The sequence below is a fragment of the Bradyrhizobium sp. CCBAU 051011 genome (genome assembly GCF_009930815.1).
Classification (GTDB): Bacteria; Pseudomonadota; Alphaproteobacteria; order Rhizobiales; family Xanthobacteraceae; genus Bradyrhizobium.
On sequence record NZ_CP022222.1, the window covers coordinates 1,392,326 to 1,409,361 of the forward strand.

Here is a 17,036-nt window from a genome sequence, read left to right on the forward strand (position 1 = left end):
CCGCTTTCCGACGCCATACGGGTCGGGCTGTCCGCCTTGCCGGGAGAATCCTGCAGCCGATGCTCCGCCAGCTCGGGCTCGCGCGTCGGTGGACGGCCCTACCAATAAACCCCGTGATATTCGCGATACCATTTCGCGAACCGTGCAACACCCTCGTCGATTGTCGTGGACGGGCGGAATCCGATATCGCGTTCGAGCTCGGCAATATCGGCGTAGGTTGCCTCGACATCGCCGGGCTGCATCGGAAGCATTTCCTTGATCGTCGTCCTGCCGAACTCCTTCTCCAGCAGCGATACCACATCCATCAGATCTTCAGGACGGTTGTTGCCGACATTGTAAATGTTCCAGGGGGCGCTGCTGGTCGCGGGATCCGCAGGCGTGCCCGGCCGGCCCTGAGGTGGACGGTCGATCAGGCGTACGACAGCCTGGCTCACGTCATCGATATAGGTGAAGTCGCGCCGCATCTTTCCATGGTTAAACAACTTGATCGGTTCGCCGGCAAGGATTGCCTTGGCAAAGATGAACATCGCCATGTCCGGCCGGCCCCAGGGACCATAGACGGTGAAGAACCGCAGGCCGGTCGCTGGAATGCGATAGAGATGGCTGTAGGCATGCGCCATCAGCTCGTTGGCTTTCTTGGAGGCGGCATAGAGGCTGATCGGATGGTCGACATTGTCCCGCACCGAAAAGGGAAGCTTCGTATTCGCGCCGTACACTGACGACGAGGATGCGAAGACGAGATGCCGGCACCCATTGTGACGACAGCCCTCCAGCACATTGATGAACCCATCGAGATTCGCATCGACATAGGCGTGCGGATTGTGCAGTGAATAGCGGACGCCGGCTTGAGCCGCGAGGTGAATCACGATTGGGAATCGATGCTGTTCGAACAGTGCTCTTGATGCCGCGCGATCGGCTAGATCATGCTTCACAAAACTGAACTTCGGATCGCGCTTGAGAAGCTCGATGCGCGCTTCTTTCAACCTGGGATCGTAGTAGGCATTGACACTGTCGGCGCCTACCACTTCGCGACCATTAGCCAAGAGCTGTCGAGCGACATGAAAACCAATAAAGCCTGCGGCCCCGGTCACCAGTACTTTGTCGTTCGGCATCTTATCCCCGGATCAGAGCCGCCACAGTTCGATGGCGGCGGGCTTTGCGACACGATCGAGCCTCGTCTTAACATCAAGCACGAGGCCCGAGCCATTGCGCAGCAAGCGCTGAACAAACCGCCATCCACCGTCGACATAGGGCTGATGGCCGACGGCGAGAATGACGGCATCGGCAGGTTGCAGCGCGTGCAGCTCGGTCAACGTGATCCCAAACTCATGTCGGGCTTCGGCAGAGTTCACCAGCGGATCATGGATCTGCACCGTGAGCCCGAAAGACTGAAGCTCGCGAACGATGTCGATAACGCGGGAGTTTCGCGTGTCAGGAACGTCTTCCTTGAAGGTCAGCCCGAGGATGGTCACGATCCCATTCTGAGCCTTGCGCCGCAAAAGCCCACGAACGCATTCGCGCGCCACTCGCCGACCCATGCCGTCGTTGATGCGTCGCCCGGCAAGAATTACCTCGGGATGATAGCCAGCCTTTTCGGCGCGATAGGTCAGGTAATAGGGATCGACACCGATACAGTGGCCGCCGACAAGGCCTGGCTGGAACGGCATGAAATTCCATTTGGTCTGCGCCGCAGCCAGGACCTCGCCAGTATCGATATTAAGCGCATGGAATATTAGCGACAGCTCGTTCATGAAGGCGATATTCAGGTCGCGCTGGGTATTCTCGATGACTTTTGCAGCTTCTGCTACGCGGATCGAGGGAGCACGGTGAATGCCGGCGCTGACCACAGATCCGTAGACATCCGCCACGATTTCAAGCGTTCTGGCATCCTGCGCCGAGACCACCTTGGTAATCGTTTCGAAGCGGTGCTGCTTGTCGCCGGGATTGATCCGCTCGGGCGAATAACCGACAGTAAAATCTACTCCAGCCTTCAGGTGAGAGTTTTGCTCAAGAACCGGAATGCAGTCGTCCTCTACTGCGCCAGGATATACGGTTGATTCATAAACGACGATATCGCCCCTCTTGAGCACCGCGCCCACCGATCGCGACGCCGCTATCATCGCGCGCAGATCCGGATTCCGAGCCTCGTCAATCGGAGTCGGCACTGTGACGATAAAGAAATCGGCCTTCACCATTTCGGCCGGGTCGGCAGTAAAAAGTAGCGTTTCCTGACGCAGATCACCGCTGTCGACCTCACGGGTCCGGTCCTTTCCTTCCCTGAGGTCAGCGACACGTCCAGAATCCACGTCAAATCCAACGACCGGAACGCCGGAACGCGCGAACGACACGGCCACGGGCAACCCCACATAACCCAGCCCAATCACCGCTATTTTTCGGCCGTGCATCATGATTCATGTCCAGACGCCCACGCCGAACGAACACTTGCGTAGGCAACATCCAATCCATCGAATGCGGATTGGAGCCGGCGCAGTTGATTCCTGCGCCCTCCCGATGCGACGACAAGGACCTCGTTGGACACGATCTCACTCCAGCACTGGTACAACGCCGCGCGAGCCGCCGATCCATCCGCAAAGCACCAGGGCCATGCCTGTGAGCACCAGCAGAAAGCGCGCGCCGTCAATTCTCGTCCAACAACCGGTGCGAGATACCGAGGGACGAAAATTGACCGTGACACTACATTAATAGCAAACCCCCCGGTTCGGGCTTACCAATCAGGATTACCTAAATCGTGAGACGGGTGTCGTAGATACACCTGGCACATCAAGATTGACCGGATCCTACGTGAGGCGGCAGCCCAGCATTCAGGAGCATTTCTGGCGATGCAATACGCGCTCTCGGCCTGATCGCCACCGCTCAGCGAGTTGCAGCTATCCGGTCAACTTCGCCAATGGCTGAAGGGCAGTCCGTCACTTTACTGCTCGCGCTGCGTGAGAAAGTGCTAGGCTTCTTTCGTATTGCACAGGCCTGATCCTTGCGGGGGCGGTACATGCGACGGCGCGATCTTCTTACCGGATTGTTGGCCACGACGACGTCGAGCGCCCTTCCGACCGTCGGGCTGTCGATGCCCACCATCAATGATGAGACCAATGCGCTGGCAACCATGACGCCGGTCCCGAGCGCGTCGTGGCTGGCGGCTGCAGATGCCCTGATTTCCTCGCTGAAGACGGCCGGGGTCTGGCAGACGCTGGACCTCTTCTATTGTTTCGCCGCGCCCAGTTCGACCGCCTGCACCCACAACTGGGTCAACATGACAAGCGGACGACTGATCGCCAACGGCAACCTGACCTACCGCGCCAATGCCTGCGTGGCCAGCGACGGTTCGACCGGCTACTTTTCCACGACGTTCAACGTCAACTCAGGCAAAGCGCAGGATGGTAACGCCGAGTATGGATTCTTTACACTGAACGAATGTACGACCGACAACATCTCGCCATTCCAGACGACCGGTGGAAAGCATTATATGGCGCTGCAAGCGAACAGCACAGGCACCGCGATTGCCAGCCTGTTCTCTGCACTCAACACTTCGACAGTGGCATCATTCTCCAGCCTATGGGGTTCGACCGTAGGTCATTGGGTCATTCAACAGAATGATACCACGGCGCAGTTGCAGGCCTTTGTCGATGGTTCATCGCTTGGCACGAGCACCCAGACGCACAGCGCGGATAGCGGCGCCGTGCAGTTATTCAGGAGCGCAAGCGGCTCATATACGACGCGGCAGGTCGCCTTTGTGCATTACGGTTCGAAGCTGACGGCCCCGCAACAGTTGGCGCTGAGCAAGGCACTCTATACTTTCCTGACGGCGGTGGGTGTACGACCGATGGCAGGCACCCCCGGATTGAATACTGGCCCGACCAACGTCGCCCCCTACAAGCACTGCGCCACTTTTTCAGGGACTGATTATCCGATTTCGTCCTCGCTCCCCTCTCCTGCTGGCAGCTTTCAGGGACGAACCGGCGCTTATCCCTACGCTATGATCAAGGTTAACGATCCCAACTATAATTCCATCATCAGACTGGAGGCCCACGCCGGGGATCGTCCGTCATTCGATCGCATCACCATCACGCGGGTGCAAATAAATACGGCGAATCTTATTGCGATCCCATGGCAGACGACGTGCGACTTTGCGTTCTCGTTCTTTATTGAGCACGGGACAGTTTTTGATACTGGCTTCTGCAACCTAGCCAACCTGCACGACCAGACGAGAGGCGTGAACTGCGGACCGACTCATGCCATTGATCCCCGCACCGGGAATTTCCTCGTGTGGTACTATGTCAACGGGACCCACTACAACATCTATCCAGTCAGAACCAGTGCGGCATGCGCGAAAGGAGTATGGCATCATGTCCGGACCACCTACAGGCTCGACAATAGTCCGAACGGGTTCTGTCAGGCTTGGTTCGATGGCGTGCAGGTTCTCAATGCGACGGGCATTCAATTTGCCGCTTCCTCGGGTGCGCCGTTCTGGTGGAATATCCCTGGTCTTTACCAAGGTGTGACCGGCGCTGGTCCGACCGCCGTTTGGTACGCCAACCTTGAGTTCGATATGTCGGGCACACAGCCGTTTGCGTCGCGCATCTCCAACCCGTTGCCTGTGCCACCGCTGACATGATCGCTCAAGAAAGCAACGGTCATGGACCAGTGTCTTATGTCTGCAGGTGTGCGCGATCCGACAAGGAGATCGCGCGTCGTGCTCGCGAGGACGACGTATCGCGCAGAGTGATGACCTTTCCCGGTATCGGCCCTAGCTCCGCTCCCGCGATCGCCGCCGCACCGCCGGTCGAGACCTTCGCCAAGAGCCGCGACTTTGCCCAGACGATCGTGGAAGGTGAAAGGCGATAGGGGTACTCCAAAAGGGGCCGCGCGGGCGCGCATTTTGGACGACAGGGTTCGCGCACACGGGGCTGATTTCGGATATCATTTTCTGGTCCGCCCAAGGACGCGGGAATCACGACGTTGGGCAGATCCGCAATCAATGCCGCTCGACGCCTGGCATCGGATCGGCGGCGCACAGACCCCATGCCTGCTACGGAGAGACGACACTCCGGACAGGTCGATGGAAGTGTACTTGTAGTCGAGCCCCGCGATCTCTCTGCCAGCCTCAAATATTTTGGCGAGTCGAACTATCGACTGTGCGGACGGTGCGTGCACGTGCGGTCTGAGCCTCCTCTTGTCATCGAAATTGGTAATCCTAAAGGGTCGCGCCGCGGCGCCGGATGACAGACTATGCTGGTGCGCGAGTACATACGCGATGGGATAGTGCACCCGTAACGCCAACGACAGTGCTTCGAGATGTGTAGGGCAATGTTCGAACACGACGAACATAGGCTGTTCTCCTCTAACGGGCGTCATGTCGGCCGAGACATTGTGGAGCGGCAGGCTAGCAATTCGAGAGATCGAGCTGGTCACATCCCTAGTCGTTGATGCGCCGACGAGCCTGGTCGTGCTCAAGCCGCTCAAGGAGAATAGATGAAAATCGCAATTCTCGTGGGAACCCGTCCAGAAATCATCAAAATGGCGCCGGTCATTCGCGAATGCCGGAAGCGAAAGCTCGACTACTTCATTATCCACTCGAAGCAACATTACTCGGAGAAACTCGACGGGATCTTCTTCTCGGAACTCGCTCTTCCCTCGCCAAACTACAATTTGAATATCGGCTCCGGAGGTCACGCGAACCAAACGGGTCGCATACTGATTGAGCTTGAGCCGATCTTGATGTCGGAACAGCCCGATGTACTACTCGTTCAGGGAGATACGAACACCGTGGTGGCTGGCGCACTTGCGGCGCACAAACTTCACATCAAGGTCGGGCACATTGAAGCCGGATTACGCTCGTTCGACCAAACGATGCCCGAGGAAAGCAACCGAATCATCACCGATCATATTTCCGACTACTTGTTTGCTGTCACCGACTTGCAGGTCGGTCACCTCAAACACGAAGGGCTGCCGGACTCGAAGATCTTCCAGGTCGGCAACACGATCGTCGACGCCTTGCTTTCTCATCGGGTTCAAGCGGAGAAGAACAGTCGGATTCTCTCTGAACTGCAATTGCAGAAGCGTGGCTATTACCTTCTTACGTCCCATCGGGCCGCGAACGTCGACGATCCGGACGCCTTGAAGGAAATCATCCAATTGATCACGCGAATTCCCGGTAAAGTGTGCTGGCCGATACACTATCGAACCCAGAAGGTCCTCAAGGAAAGCAAGGTTGACTTGCCGACCAACCTGGTTTGGACCGAGCCCGTTGGCTATTCGGATTTCTTGAACTTGCTTTCGAATTGCACGGCCGTCATTACGGATTCCGGCGGCGTGCAGGAGGAGGCCTGTATCCTCGGCGTACCTTGCGTGACCATTCGCGATCGCACGGAACGGCCTGAAACCGTCGACGTCGGCGCGAATGTTTTGGTACACCGGAACGCTGAGGCGATGGTGGCGGCCCTCAATCGTCCGATTACATCTTGGACGAATCCTTTTGGAGATGGCCACACCGCCGAGAGAATACTTGACATCGTCATGGGTCAACATTCGCGGTTGGCCGCACAAACGCAGGATACCGTTTGCGTTGCAGGTCTTGGTTACATGGGACTTCCGACCTCCCTCCTCTTGGCGAACTCCGGTGTGAAAGTTACCGGCTTTGATCTCAGCGAAAAGAAAGTAAACGAGATCAACCGAGGCCACTGCCCGTTCGATGAAAAGGGTATTCCGGAACTATTGACGACGGCTTTGAAGACTGAAAACTTCAAAGCTCAGACGAGACCTGTGGCGGCGGACGTTTTCGTTGTGGCCGTGCCAACTCCACACGACAACAAGAAATGCGATTTGTCCTTCGTTCTTTCGGCCGTGAACAGTCTCCTTCCTGTCATGAAAGACGGCAACCTGCTCATCATCGAATCAACGATCAAACCCAAGACGTGTGAAGATATCGTACTTCCGATCCTACGATCGAAACATCTCAAGGTCGATGTTGCGCACTGCCCTGAGCGCGCCATTCCCGGCAACACTTTATATGAAATCGTTCACAACGATCGAATCATCGGCGCCAAATCGCCGGAAGCGGCGGAAAGAGCGGCGCGTCTCTATTCGACCTTCACAAAGGGGACGATTCATCGGACAAATCTGGTGACCGCTGAGTGCGTAAAGCTGATGGAAAACACTTTCCGCGACGTCAACATCGCATTGGCGAATGAGTTTTCTCTGATTGCTGACAAGTTCAGATTCAACGTCTCGGCTGCGATCAAGCTTGCAAACAAACATCCGCGCGTTGGTATTTTGCAGCCTGGAATCGGCGTCGGAGGTCACTGTATCGCCATCGATCCTTGGTTTTTGACCGAAGACATCAACGATCTAAATGTCATTAGAGCCGCCCGCGAACTGAACGACGAGATGCCGAAGCATACCGTCGCGCGAATTCAAGACAAGATCGGTCCAGCAGTTAAGAAGATCGGCATTTTGGGAGTGAGCTACAAGCCAGACGTCGACGATGCTCGCGAGACGCCGGTTTTGGAAATTGCAAAGATTCTTTCAAAAAAGTACGAAATCCGCTGCCACGACCCCCTGGTAAAAGATTGGGATTTCGAACTCTTCCCCATCGAAAAAGTCGACGGTTGGGCGGACGTGTTGATTGTCCTTTCTGGTCATAAGGTCTACTCGTCGAAGAAGTTTGATTCCCCGCTGCTTTCGTTTGACCAAATGATCAACGCGGTCCCATGAATCTCGAGTCTTCGATCCGAGCTGCAAGTGCAGTCGTCTGTTGTTGTAATCGGGCCGCCAACATCTGAAGGATCAGTGCACGCGATCGGGCGCTGTTTCTGGCGGGCTAACTAGCTGACAGTTGGGGCGACCGACCAGCGCGACCAGCCAGCGCTCTTTGCTTCGCGAGCAGTGCATCGATGAAGAATTTGGTTGCCCAGTTCGGATATTGCAGAGGAGCATAGCGGCCGTAGATGGGGAATGATCCCTTGATCCCGCCATAATAGGGCTTCGCCGGCGACATCACGTTCTGCGTCGCAGCAACGTCGTCGAGCAGATTGAGTGCTACGTTGAGGTATCGCTTGTCACCATCCAGGCCATAGAGCCTGAAGAACACGATCGCCAATTGCGCGCACCCTGTGAGGCACAGATGCCTCGCGAGAAACTCCCAGTTTTCGCCGATCTCGGAAGCCAGGCAGCGCTTGGTGTCATAGACCGAAACGATGCGCTCGGCTGCGCGGCGAACGGCAGCGAGGTAGGACGCGCGCCCCGAAATGCAGTGGATCTCGATTAGCCCTTGCAGCACGTAGGCGATGCCATGTGTGTTGGCGTTCCAGCCTGGCTGGAAAACGTTGTTTAGGAAGAAACCGTTGTCGACTTGTTGCGCCACCGTCCAGTCGGCATTGGCGAGCGCAGCCCTTTCATACTTCGTTTCTCCGAGCAGCCTACCTAGGGTCAGCAGCGCCCAGGCGCTTCTGACGTTGTACGAGTGCACCATGTCGTAGTGCTCGTTGCGCACGAAGGATCCCGTTTCGTCAGCAGATGAGACGATGAAGTCACCCGCCCGCCGCGCGTGCGGGACGAGATCGTGCCGTCCACGACGTAAGATCAGCGCGTTGAATCCGTGAAGGATTTGGCCGGTGTTGAAGACAACCGGCTTGGTGTCTGGCCAGAGATCGCGCTCGATGAAGCCGCCACTCGGTTCTTGCAGTCCTGCGAGCCATTCGCCCAGGCGCTCGGCGGTCAAGGCCAAATCAGGTCGTTTGAGGTGATCAGCCACATCCAGGAGCGTCGGTATGATGTACCCGGTGGTCTCTCGATATGGAGGCAGCCATCCTTTGCCAACCTTATACCCCTTCGAGGACGCACAACCCTTCCCCTGCTCTATGGATCGCGTGATGAAGGCGACCGCTGCCTCAAGGTGACGTCGATCATCCGTCAGTCGTTCTGACGTTTTTTGACCTGGGAACTTAATGCGAAAGAAGTCACGAACGCTCTCGGCGGCAAAATGAGTCAGCATCATTATCGGTTCTCCCTGCTCGCAATACAGAAACGCACGCTCTGTCGCGAGGCCGCCTAGGCCGCAACATATAGCGTTTTGCCGGACGCGGCGGCGGCTCCGAGTGCGCAGTTAATCTCCGACGCCTCAACGCAGTAGAGCGGAACGCCCTTGTACTTCCAAGCCGTTAGCACGCCCGGGCGAAGCAATCCGGCCAGTCGCTCAATCCTGAGCACGAACTTGTGGGAGAGAGGCGCCGACATCTGGTACGGAATATGCCGGCCGGCACCGTCGATCAGGGTAACGCGGATGGGCTCCTCGCGCTCCCGCGGGATAGGGAAGTCGGGACCCATGTGATCCTCGATGGCGTGAACCTGCGTGAGGCTACGATAATACTCGGTGCCAACGCCAAGAATCACTGTCTTGTATCGCGCCATCACACCGAACGGTGACAGTGGCCCGCATTCCGCGGAGCTCAGGTGATGGCTGCGGGTAAGTTCTTCGGCAAGAGGTCCCATCGCGCATACGCTGTGGGTCGGGTGGAGGCTGCGCAAGACGACGCTCAAGTGACGAAATAGCTCGCTCACAATTCCCATCTGGGACGGCGTGCGCCGCACGTTGAACAGCGGATTGGCGCGATAATAATCGAGATAGTACTTCTCAGCAGTTCCGAAAAAGAAGGCTGGCATGGCCAACGTTCGATCGGGCCCTGTGATGCGCAGGAAGGTCTTGAGCAGTTTGCGGGGATCGTCGCGATACATCGGGGTCAGGCTATTGTAAGAACAATGCACCATGAGAATGTCGAAATCATCCGGCAGATGCCGGCGAATCTCGAGCTCAAGCTCGGCCGTCGAGAAGGTCCCGTTCCACGCTTGGATCAGGGGCGTGCATTTTAGGCGTAGCCGCCATAGGCGCGACTTGAGATACTGACGCATCGACAGGGAGGTCGCCCGGCGCAGTAGGTAAAAGGCTTCCTTCTTGAGGCTCAATTCCTTTCATCCTTCCTGGTGGCGGGAGCGACGTTGCGGAACTGGACTCCCTGCACGTTCATCGCCAAAGCATTCCATTTCATGGTTCAAGGACGCGAACCGCTTAAGATGTTTCGCCTCGGGTTGATTGGCAATCTAGCCGACAGCACTCGCGAAGTTGGCGGCGCAGAAGTGGGTGTTGGAAGGCCCCGCGCTTCCAAATGTGGTACCTCCGAAGTGGAGCTCTTGTCCCGTCAGGTATCGTCGCGCTGACGGTTGAGACACCACCTACTAATGACGCGATCCTCAAGCGCCTTCAGCCGCTTAGCGTCGGAAACCTCCAGCCCGCCGTACTTGGCCTTCCGTTTGTAGAAACGTCGCGTCGAGATCCCGTGCTTGCGGCAGACCGGTCGCCACACCCGCCTCCTGCTCCTGCAAAATCCCGATGATCTGCTCTTCCGTGAAACGGCTCGGCTTCATGGTCTATCCCTCCCGAGACGAGAGACTCTATCCAGTCTTGCAGAGTTTGCGGGGCCCGGGTTATATGGCGCGCGTGCCCTCTTATCCGCCAACCCGCGATAAAGGCCGAGATACGCGTTAGTCATCGCATCGAGCGAGAACGCTGTTTCAATACGCCGGCGCCCCTTTATACCGAGATCATTGGCAAGCTCAGCGCTATTGAGGAGTTTGAGCACACGATCCGTCAACGCTCCAGCGTCGTGGCTCGGCACAAGAAATCCCGTCTGTCCTTCCAGGACCAGTTCAGGAGTGCCCCCATCGTTTGTTGCTACGATTGGCTTACCCAACGCCATGCATTCGGTTATTGCGTTGGAAATACCCTCCCCGTGTAGACGGCTGTTGCTAGCGAGAACTCCCACGGTGAAGAGATTAGCGACACTTTCTATATCTCTCCGCTGCCCCAGAAACTGTATGCGCAGCGAATGTTCTGGTGGCACGCTAGCGCGCACTTGCCGCAGCGTTTCGCCGTCGCCGACAGCGATAAACGTAACATCGTCCCTAAGATCGCAAATGCGGCATGCCATTTCGACAAAGGTTGCGTAATCTTTTCTGGGCGTGAAGTTAGCAACCATCCCGACAATATGGGAGGTCGCGATGCCCAACATGCTGCGAAGCTCTGCCTCGTCCGTTAAGTTACGGACTCTTGCAGGATTAAAGCCATTGTAGATCGATAGACCCTTGCGCTCCGGAACACGGTAGGCAGCTAGGCCCGCGCGCGAATTGGCGACGACGATGTCTGAAAATGGGATAGTCAGCTTGCCCATTAAATAGTTCTTATTCCACAGCGTCATATGCGGCGGCGCGTCTCGCACAAAGCCATTGACGAAGGCCGTGCCGCACAGTTTCGCAACCGGAGCGGCATAAACGGAACACATCGGGCTCCAGGAATGAACGATATCTATTTTCAAATTGGAGACCAGCTCGTACAAGCGCTTGAAAAGCCGCAGATCTCTCCTGCCTCTCCGAACGAGCTGAATAATCTGCGCGTATCCAAGGTCAATTTCGTAACGAACCTCGTCCTCGTCCGTAACCGCGACGAATGACTCTATGTCATGGTGAGGAGAAAGCCCACTCAACAGTTCGACGATTTGTCGTTCTTTCCCTGCCCGGCGTAGAGACTCAGTAAGGTGCAATATACGCATGTCAGCGCTCTCCCGGGTGGACTGATTCAGTCCAAATCGCAACGAGGCGTTCAGCGCAAATTTCGATGGCTAACCGGCTTCTATGTAGAGTCCTCCCGTTCTCTCCCAATCGCTGTCTCAATTCGGGATCGTCAATGAGGCGCCCCAATGCAGCAGCAAGTCCTTCGACATCACCGGGCTCGACGATCAGTCCAGTCCTCTCGTGCTCAATGAGCTCTGGAAGTGCCCCCACTGGGGTACAAACGACGGCCGCGCCGTGAGCCAAGGCCTCAATCACCGCCATCGGAAGATTTTCGCTAAAGGACGGGAGCACCAGAATATTGGCCGCGCGCAAAAGTGCCTCAACCTGCGCTGGACCGACCCAACCTGGCACCGAGATACGATCGCCAAGTCCAGCTCGCTCAACTGCGGCTCTCGTATCGCTCACCGCACCGTCACCTGCGAGCGTGGCCCTCCAGCCGGACTTTGAATCCAAGCTTGCCAACGCCCTCACAAGTTCCGGCACACCTTTTCTTGGCCCGAGTCGTCCCAAAAAGAGAATGCTGGCTGCCTGCTTCATGATGTTCGGATCTTTGAAGTCAGCTGTTCGTGAAGCATTCGGAACAATGACAATCCTTGCAGAGCAATCCGGTACTCTGTCCGCAACAACCTGCTTCCAGTAATTGCCAAGCACAATGATCTTTTGGCTACTGAGAAACATCAGATCTATTTCTTTCCTCAGAATACTGCGCCGAGAATCCCAAAACTGATCAAACTGATCGCTATGTAGATGGAGCACATACGGCAATCGGCAAATTCTTGAGATGCGGGCCAAGATGAGCTTGCGATACGTGCTGCCGAACGCCGACAGATTTATATGTACAGCATCCACTCGTCCGAGCAGCCGAAGCAGCACCAGACGTATAATTGCCTGCGCAAGAAATAAGGGCGACAATAGTATCGAGCCGGCACCCCGAGTTGAGACAAAACAGACGTTTACGTTTGCGAAGCGATCCACCTGAAGCGCGCAGCGCAGTTCGTCCATCATCCGGCCCATGCCTCCATGGCCACCTGTGCCTTCGGCATTAAAGATGACCACTCGAAGCGGACCAGCTGCCTGCTCAATGGATTTAGTTTCGCTGATGCGAGCTTTGTCTGTCTGTGTCCGGTAGCAAACCAACGAGGTCGTCATGTTCAAGCTCTTATCCCCGGGGGCTAATGTCTGCTCAGATCCAAATCACGCCACGTAGGTGCTCCGACGTGATTTGGAGATTGACGTCGAAACAATTCGATTGGCCAAGCTTCGCAGACGGATACAAGAGGCAGGAGCCGGCTCTTTTCATGTTGCTATCTTGAATGTACGCAAGAACATCTCGAGATTTATCACCGACCAAAGAACCTTTTCGTGGTTCTGCCGACCGCTCAGGTGCTCTGCAACAAGCCTACGAAGCTTGGAGCCGCTTATCATTCGCGCTACACCGGAACTTTCGCTCACAAGCATGTCCTGTACGAAATCCTGGTAAGGGCCCCTGAACCATTCTGCGACGGGCACACGGAATCCGACCTTTTTTCGCCGCAGGATGGACTGTGGCAGGATCTTGTCCATTGCTGCCCGCAGCACGGTCTTGCCGCCCTTGCCTCTCGTCAGAAACTCGTCCGGAAAGCGCGCTACGACGCCGGCCAGCATCGTATCCATGAATGGCATCCGCCCCTCGATCGACCCTGCCATCATCATCCGATCGCCGCGTTCCAACAGATCATCAGGAAGCCAAGAAGTCTGATCGAAGAACAATGTACGCCGTAGACTAGATTCGAGCCCAGACGAGTATGGATAGACGTCCGGCGGCGTTGCCGAGAGGCGGCGGCCGAGCATCGCCTCAGCTTCAGCAACTGAAGTGCCGCCAAACCAGACCCGCATGCGGTTCACTAGGTCGCGTTCGCCCGCCGCCAATGCAAGAATCTTTACGCGCCTCATTCCGTAAGGCAATGAGCGGACCAGCGGATAGATTATCCGCTCGTGAAGCAAGTGTGGCATCAGCCATTGATACAGACCGATCCACTGCTCGGCCCGATGCTTCGCATATCCTCCCATCAACTCATCAGCGCCTTCTCCCGTGAGTACCATCTTCACGCTACGAGAGGCCATTTCCGAAAGCATGAAGATCGGAACGTCAGATGTCTCGCTTACCGGAGCCCCCCGGCGCAAGACGGCAGTTGACCAATGCTCCATGAAAGCATCGGGTTCGACGAATAGTTCATTGTGAATTGTGCCAAACTGACCTGCAATGGCACGCGCGTGATCGAGCTCCGAATACTCCGCTTCCCGAAAACCGACTGAGAACGTTCGCACAGGCTCGGCACTATGCTTAACCATGGTTGCCACGACTGCCGAGGAGTCGACACCACCCGAAAGATAGGCTCCGAAAGGTGCGTCGCTACGCATACGAATTCGGACGGCCTCATCGAATGTGTCTTCGAACAAACGAATTGCATCACCGAATGATTTGACTTCCGGTATCGTCGTCGCAACTGGCGGCGTAAAATAGCGTGTCGTTTTCAGCGTTCCATTCTGCCATACGGCATAGTGACCAGGCTGCAGCTTCCTCACCGCACGAAAGAACGTGAGAGGCCCCGGAACATAACGATTGAGAAGATAGTGGCCCAGTGCCTCGAGGTCGAACGCTCGGCTGAAGCCCGGAAACTGAACGAGCGGCTCAATCTCCGAGCCGAAGAGAAGACCGCCCTGCAGCTCGGCGAGAAACAGCGGCTTTTTGCCGAAGGCATCGCGAGCCAGCACCAGGCGCTGCTCTGCTTCATCCCACAGAGCAAAGCTGAACATGCCGCGAAATCTACCTACGGCGTCGAGGTGCCAAGCGCGATATGCTTCGATAAGCACTTCGGTATCTGAGTTCGTACGAAAGCGATGACCACGGGCGACAAGTTCCTGTCGCAGTTCAAGGTAGTTATAGATTTCGCCGTTGAAGATTAAGGTGAAGCGGCCATCCTCGCTCGACATTGGTTGCCCGCCGCCACCGATATCGATAATCGAAAGCCGGCGGTGGCCGAAGCCGATTTGAAATCGCTCGTCAGAGGTATCGTGAAGCCAGTAGCCGGAGCCGTCCGGCCCCCGATGAAACATGAGATCCGTAAGGCCGATGAGTGTCGTGCGATCCTGACGGTTCGTGGCCCCAAGAACCCATCCAAAGATCCCACACATGCTAGATGCCTTAACCTCGACGACAATCAGATGATAACCGCCACAAATGCTCCTTCTGGAGCCCGCTGCGATTTAGCCATCAATCAAACGGAACAGGAATCGCTCCGAAGAATACGGTTTGAAGGAGCCCTCCCTTGCACAAAGCGCAAGGACCTCGGCGAGTAGATCGACGCCGGTCACGCGCGACTTGCCCCGCAGGCCGAGACATGCGGAGCCTGCGCGACGCTACACTCGTCGATGAGCCTCTTCGTGTTCAGAATGTTGCCCTTGCTGGATGCGCCGAATACGATTGATTCTATTTTCTTCTGACTGCAGACGTATTCGATGGCCTCGCGCGGGTCGATCGCTCCGGAAGCCAAGACGGACATTGCCACAGGTCTGAACTTGCGCGACGCAATCACCTTCTCATAGAGATCGATACCGCCACACATCCGGAATCCCAGTTTGTTTATATTCGCGCATACGATCGGATTCTCTATGCCGATTTCGTCCAGCACATCGAGAAGACGCGGCAAATTCATTGTTATGAAACCCGGCTCAGCGTTGTAGCGATCCTGCACGTGATCGGCAAAAATGCGGAATGCGTCTTTAATTCCCATCCCAAGCAACAGGTCGGTGACCACGTTCTGAAGAAAGATAACAGGGGTCCTCAGTCCGCTGAACATTTTCATCTCGGCGTCGATCAGTAGCCGCGCCATTCCCTCCACATCCCGCGTCGCCACCGATAAACCACCCCTCACCAGCGCAGAAAGGGCGTTCTGTGCGGGCAAGAAACGCTTCAATGCCTCAAGCATTCCGTGCTCGGTCACGGCATTTGCGTACTTGTGGGCGTACGGCATGCAGGGAAAAAATTCCAACTCCGAATATCGCTCCCGGTGCGAACGGACGTGCGCGCAGAGCTCGGCGATTCGATCATGCGTCGTGCACATGAAGACATGGATTCCGCTGTCATAGGCGACATCCAGCAGATTGATAATTTCCTGGATATCTGCAAAGCGGATAGCCTGCGCCCGCGCCTTTTCCTCGGACATGTGATTGATGCCGAAGAACTGGTTATCGCCGAATAATATCCGATCCATCGGTCTTCCTGCCCTTCCCTAACGGAGTTCTACCTCAGCGCGCCCGTGACGAGGGACAGCAAGCCACCCTCACTCGTTCGGCTTTGAGCTGGGGTCCTGGCTCCGGCATCTACTACTCGTCGCCACGCGCCTCCGGCGTCCTCCAACATCGCGGACACGACACAATCTGTCTGTACCGCAGACGCGAAAGACGAGATGTTCTCCCGGCGACCTTCCGCGATGCATCGGATGAAGTAGTCGAGTTGCGCGGAATATTCCTCGCCCCGCAGGTAATACCACACGTCACTGTGAAAATCGGTTGTGTGTCGAATGTCCCACCCCTCTTTTGCCGCGCCAGTGCACCCCGCCACACCTCGAACATATGTCTTCACTTCCTGGCGATCGACGACCATACGGCCATTCGTGCCCCAGAGCGTGACCTGCGTCGACATTCTGCGCAAACTGTCGTCGCTCCAATTGGCGGCAAGCGTTCCCGTCATTCCATCCGCAAAATGCAGCGTCGCGTAGACCTCGTCGTCCACGTCGCGGGAAAAGATTTTGTTGAGCACTGTCCCGCTCACGGAATCGGGCCTGCCAACGAGATAGTTCACAATGTCGATTGCATGGCACGCGTAATCATGAAGGCAACCGCCGCCCTCGCTGCTCTTCGCCCGCCAAGTCCCGCCCTTGGGCCGCAACACCACCGGGCCATAGGCTTCAACCCTGAGGTGATGAATTCGGCCAAGCGCCTGCGCATCGAGCAGACGCCTGGCTTCGTTGAACGCCCCAACGAACCGATAATGATATCCGACCTGATTGACGACGCCTTTCCGGTCAGCCAACTCGGCCAAGGAGGTCCCCTCGCCCGGATCCAGGCAAAATGGCTTTTCGCAGAACACGTGCAGGCCTCTCAGGAGAGCCTCGCGGACCATTTCGCCATGAAATCGCGAAGGCGTCGCGATGATAACCGCGTCGAGCGACTTCTGATCAAGCATCTCTCGATAATTGGAAAACACTTCGATGCCTGTGTATTTGTGCAGGATGCTGCACATATAGCTCGCGGTGTCGCAAATGCCGATCAGCTTAGCCTCGGGATGCGCGTTGACAATCGCAAGGTGCGAGAGTCCCATCTTGCCAAGCCCGATCAAACCAATATTGACCATAGCG

The 17,036-nt window shown here is 56.4% G+C and carries 11 protein-coding genes and 1 pseudogene; 2 read left to right on the forward strand and 10 right to left on the reverse strand.

Going from position 1 to position 17,036, the window contains the following annotated elements; genetic code table 11:
* Positions 1-98 precede the first annotated feature (98 nt).
* Both ACH79_RS06615 and ACH79_RS06620 read right to left on the reverse strand, forming a co-directional pair.
* Positions 99-1,112 carry an NAD-dependent epimerase gene (locus tag ACH79_RS06615; protein WP_161850292.1) on the reverse strand — a complete coding sequence of 338 codons (1,014 nt, stop codon included), beginning with the start codon at positions 1,110-1,112 and terminating at the stop codon, positions 99-101.
* A 12-nt stretch (positions 1,113-1,124) separates the two neighbouring features.
* The gene (locus ACH79_RS06620; protein WP_161850293.1) at positions 1,125-2,408 is read right to left on the reverse strand and encodes a nucleotide sugar dehydrogenase; all 1,284 of its coding nucleotides are present in this window, start codon (positions 2,406-2,408) and stop codon (positions 1,125-1,127) included.
* Between the two features lie 599 nt (positions 2,409-3,007).
* Here ACH79_RS06620 and ACH79_RS06625 point away from each other — a divergent pair.
* Entirely contained in the window at positions 3,008-4,630 is a 1,623-nt protein-coding gene (locus ACH79_RS06625) for a heparin lyase I family protein (RefSeq protein WP_161850294.1), read from the forward strand.
* Positions 4,631-5,487: 857 nt separating this feature from the next.
* Positions 5,488-7,728 carry a non-hydrolyzing UDP-N-acetylglucosamine 2-epimerase gene (wecB, locus tag ACH79_RS06630; RefSeq protein ID WP_161850295.1) on the forward strand — a complete coding sequence of 747 codons (2,241 nt, stop codon included), beginning with the start codon at positions 5,488-5,490 and terminating at the stop codon, positions 7,726-7,728.
* A 106-nt stretch (positions 7,729-7,834) separates the two neighbouring features.
* Here the strand turns inward: wecB and ACH79_RS06635 are convergent, their stop codons facing one another.
* The 8 genes and pseudogenes from ACH79_RS06635 to ACH79_RS06670 form a co-directional block, all read right to left on the reverse strand.
* Positions 7,835-9,010 carry a hypothetical protein gene (locus ACH79_RS06635; RefSeq protein WP_161850296.1) on the reverse strand — a complete coding sequence of 392 codons (1,176 nt, stop codon included), beginning with the start codon at positions 9,008-9,010 and terminating at the stop codon, positions 7,835-7,837.
* Between the two features lie 53 nt (positions 9,011-9,063).
* The gene (locus tag ACH79_RS06640; RefSeq protein ID WP_161850297.1) at positions 9,064-9,975 is read right to left on the reverse strand and encodes an AAC(3) family N-acetyltransferase; all 912 of its coding nucleotides are present in this window, start codon (positions 9,973-9,975) and stop codon (positions 9,064-9,066) included.
* A 281-nt stretch (positions 9,976-10,256) separates the two neighbouring features.
* A pseudogene (locus tag ACH79_RS06645) lies at positions 10,257-10,434 on the reverse strand (transposase); the annotation flags it as partial.
* Positions 10,431-11,615 (reverse strand): glycosyltransferase, encoded by a 1,185-nt coding sequence (locus tag ACH79_RS06650; protein WP_161850298.1) that lies wholly within the window; start codon positions 11,613-11,615, stop codon positions 10,431-10,433. The gene ACH79_RS06650 and the pseudogene ACH79_RS06645, both read right to left, overlap by 4 nt.
* Position 11,616: 1 nt before the next feature.
* Positions 11,617-12,786 carry a glycosyltransferase family 4 protein gene (locus tag ACH79_RS06655; protein WP_246738644.1) on the reverse strand — a complete coding sequence of 390 codons (1,170 nt, stop codon included), beginning with the start codon at positions 12,784-12,786 and terminating at the stop codon, positions 11,617-11,619.
* Between the two features lie 147 nt (positions 12,787-12,933).
* Positions 12,934-14,811 carry an asparagine synthase (glutamine-hydrolyzing) gene (asnB, locus tag ACH79_RS06660; RefSeq protein WP_161850300.1) on the reverse strand — a complete coding sequence of 626 codons (1,878 nt, stop codon included), beginning with the start codon at positions 14,809-14,811 and terminating at the stop codon, positions 12,934-12,936.
* A gap of 176 nt (positions 14,812-14,987) precedes the next feature.
* Positions 14,988-15,890, reverse strand: a complete 903-nt coding sequence (locus tag ACH79_RS06665) for a hypothetical protein (RefSeq protein WP_161850301.1) — start codon at positions 15,888-15,890, stop codon at positions 14,988-14,990.
* 29 nt (positions 15,891-15,919) lie between these two features.
* Positions 15,920-17,032, reverse strand: a complete 1,113-nt coding sequence (locus ACH79_RS06670) for a Gfo/Idh/MocA family protein (protein ID WP_161850302.1) — start codon at positions 17,030-17,032, stop codon at positions 15,920-15,922.
* Between the last annotated feature and the right edge of the window lie 4 nt (positions 17,033-17,036).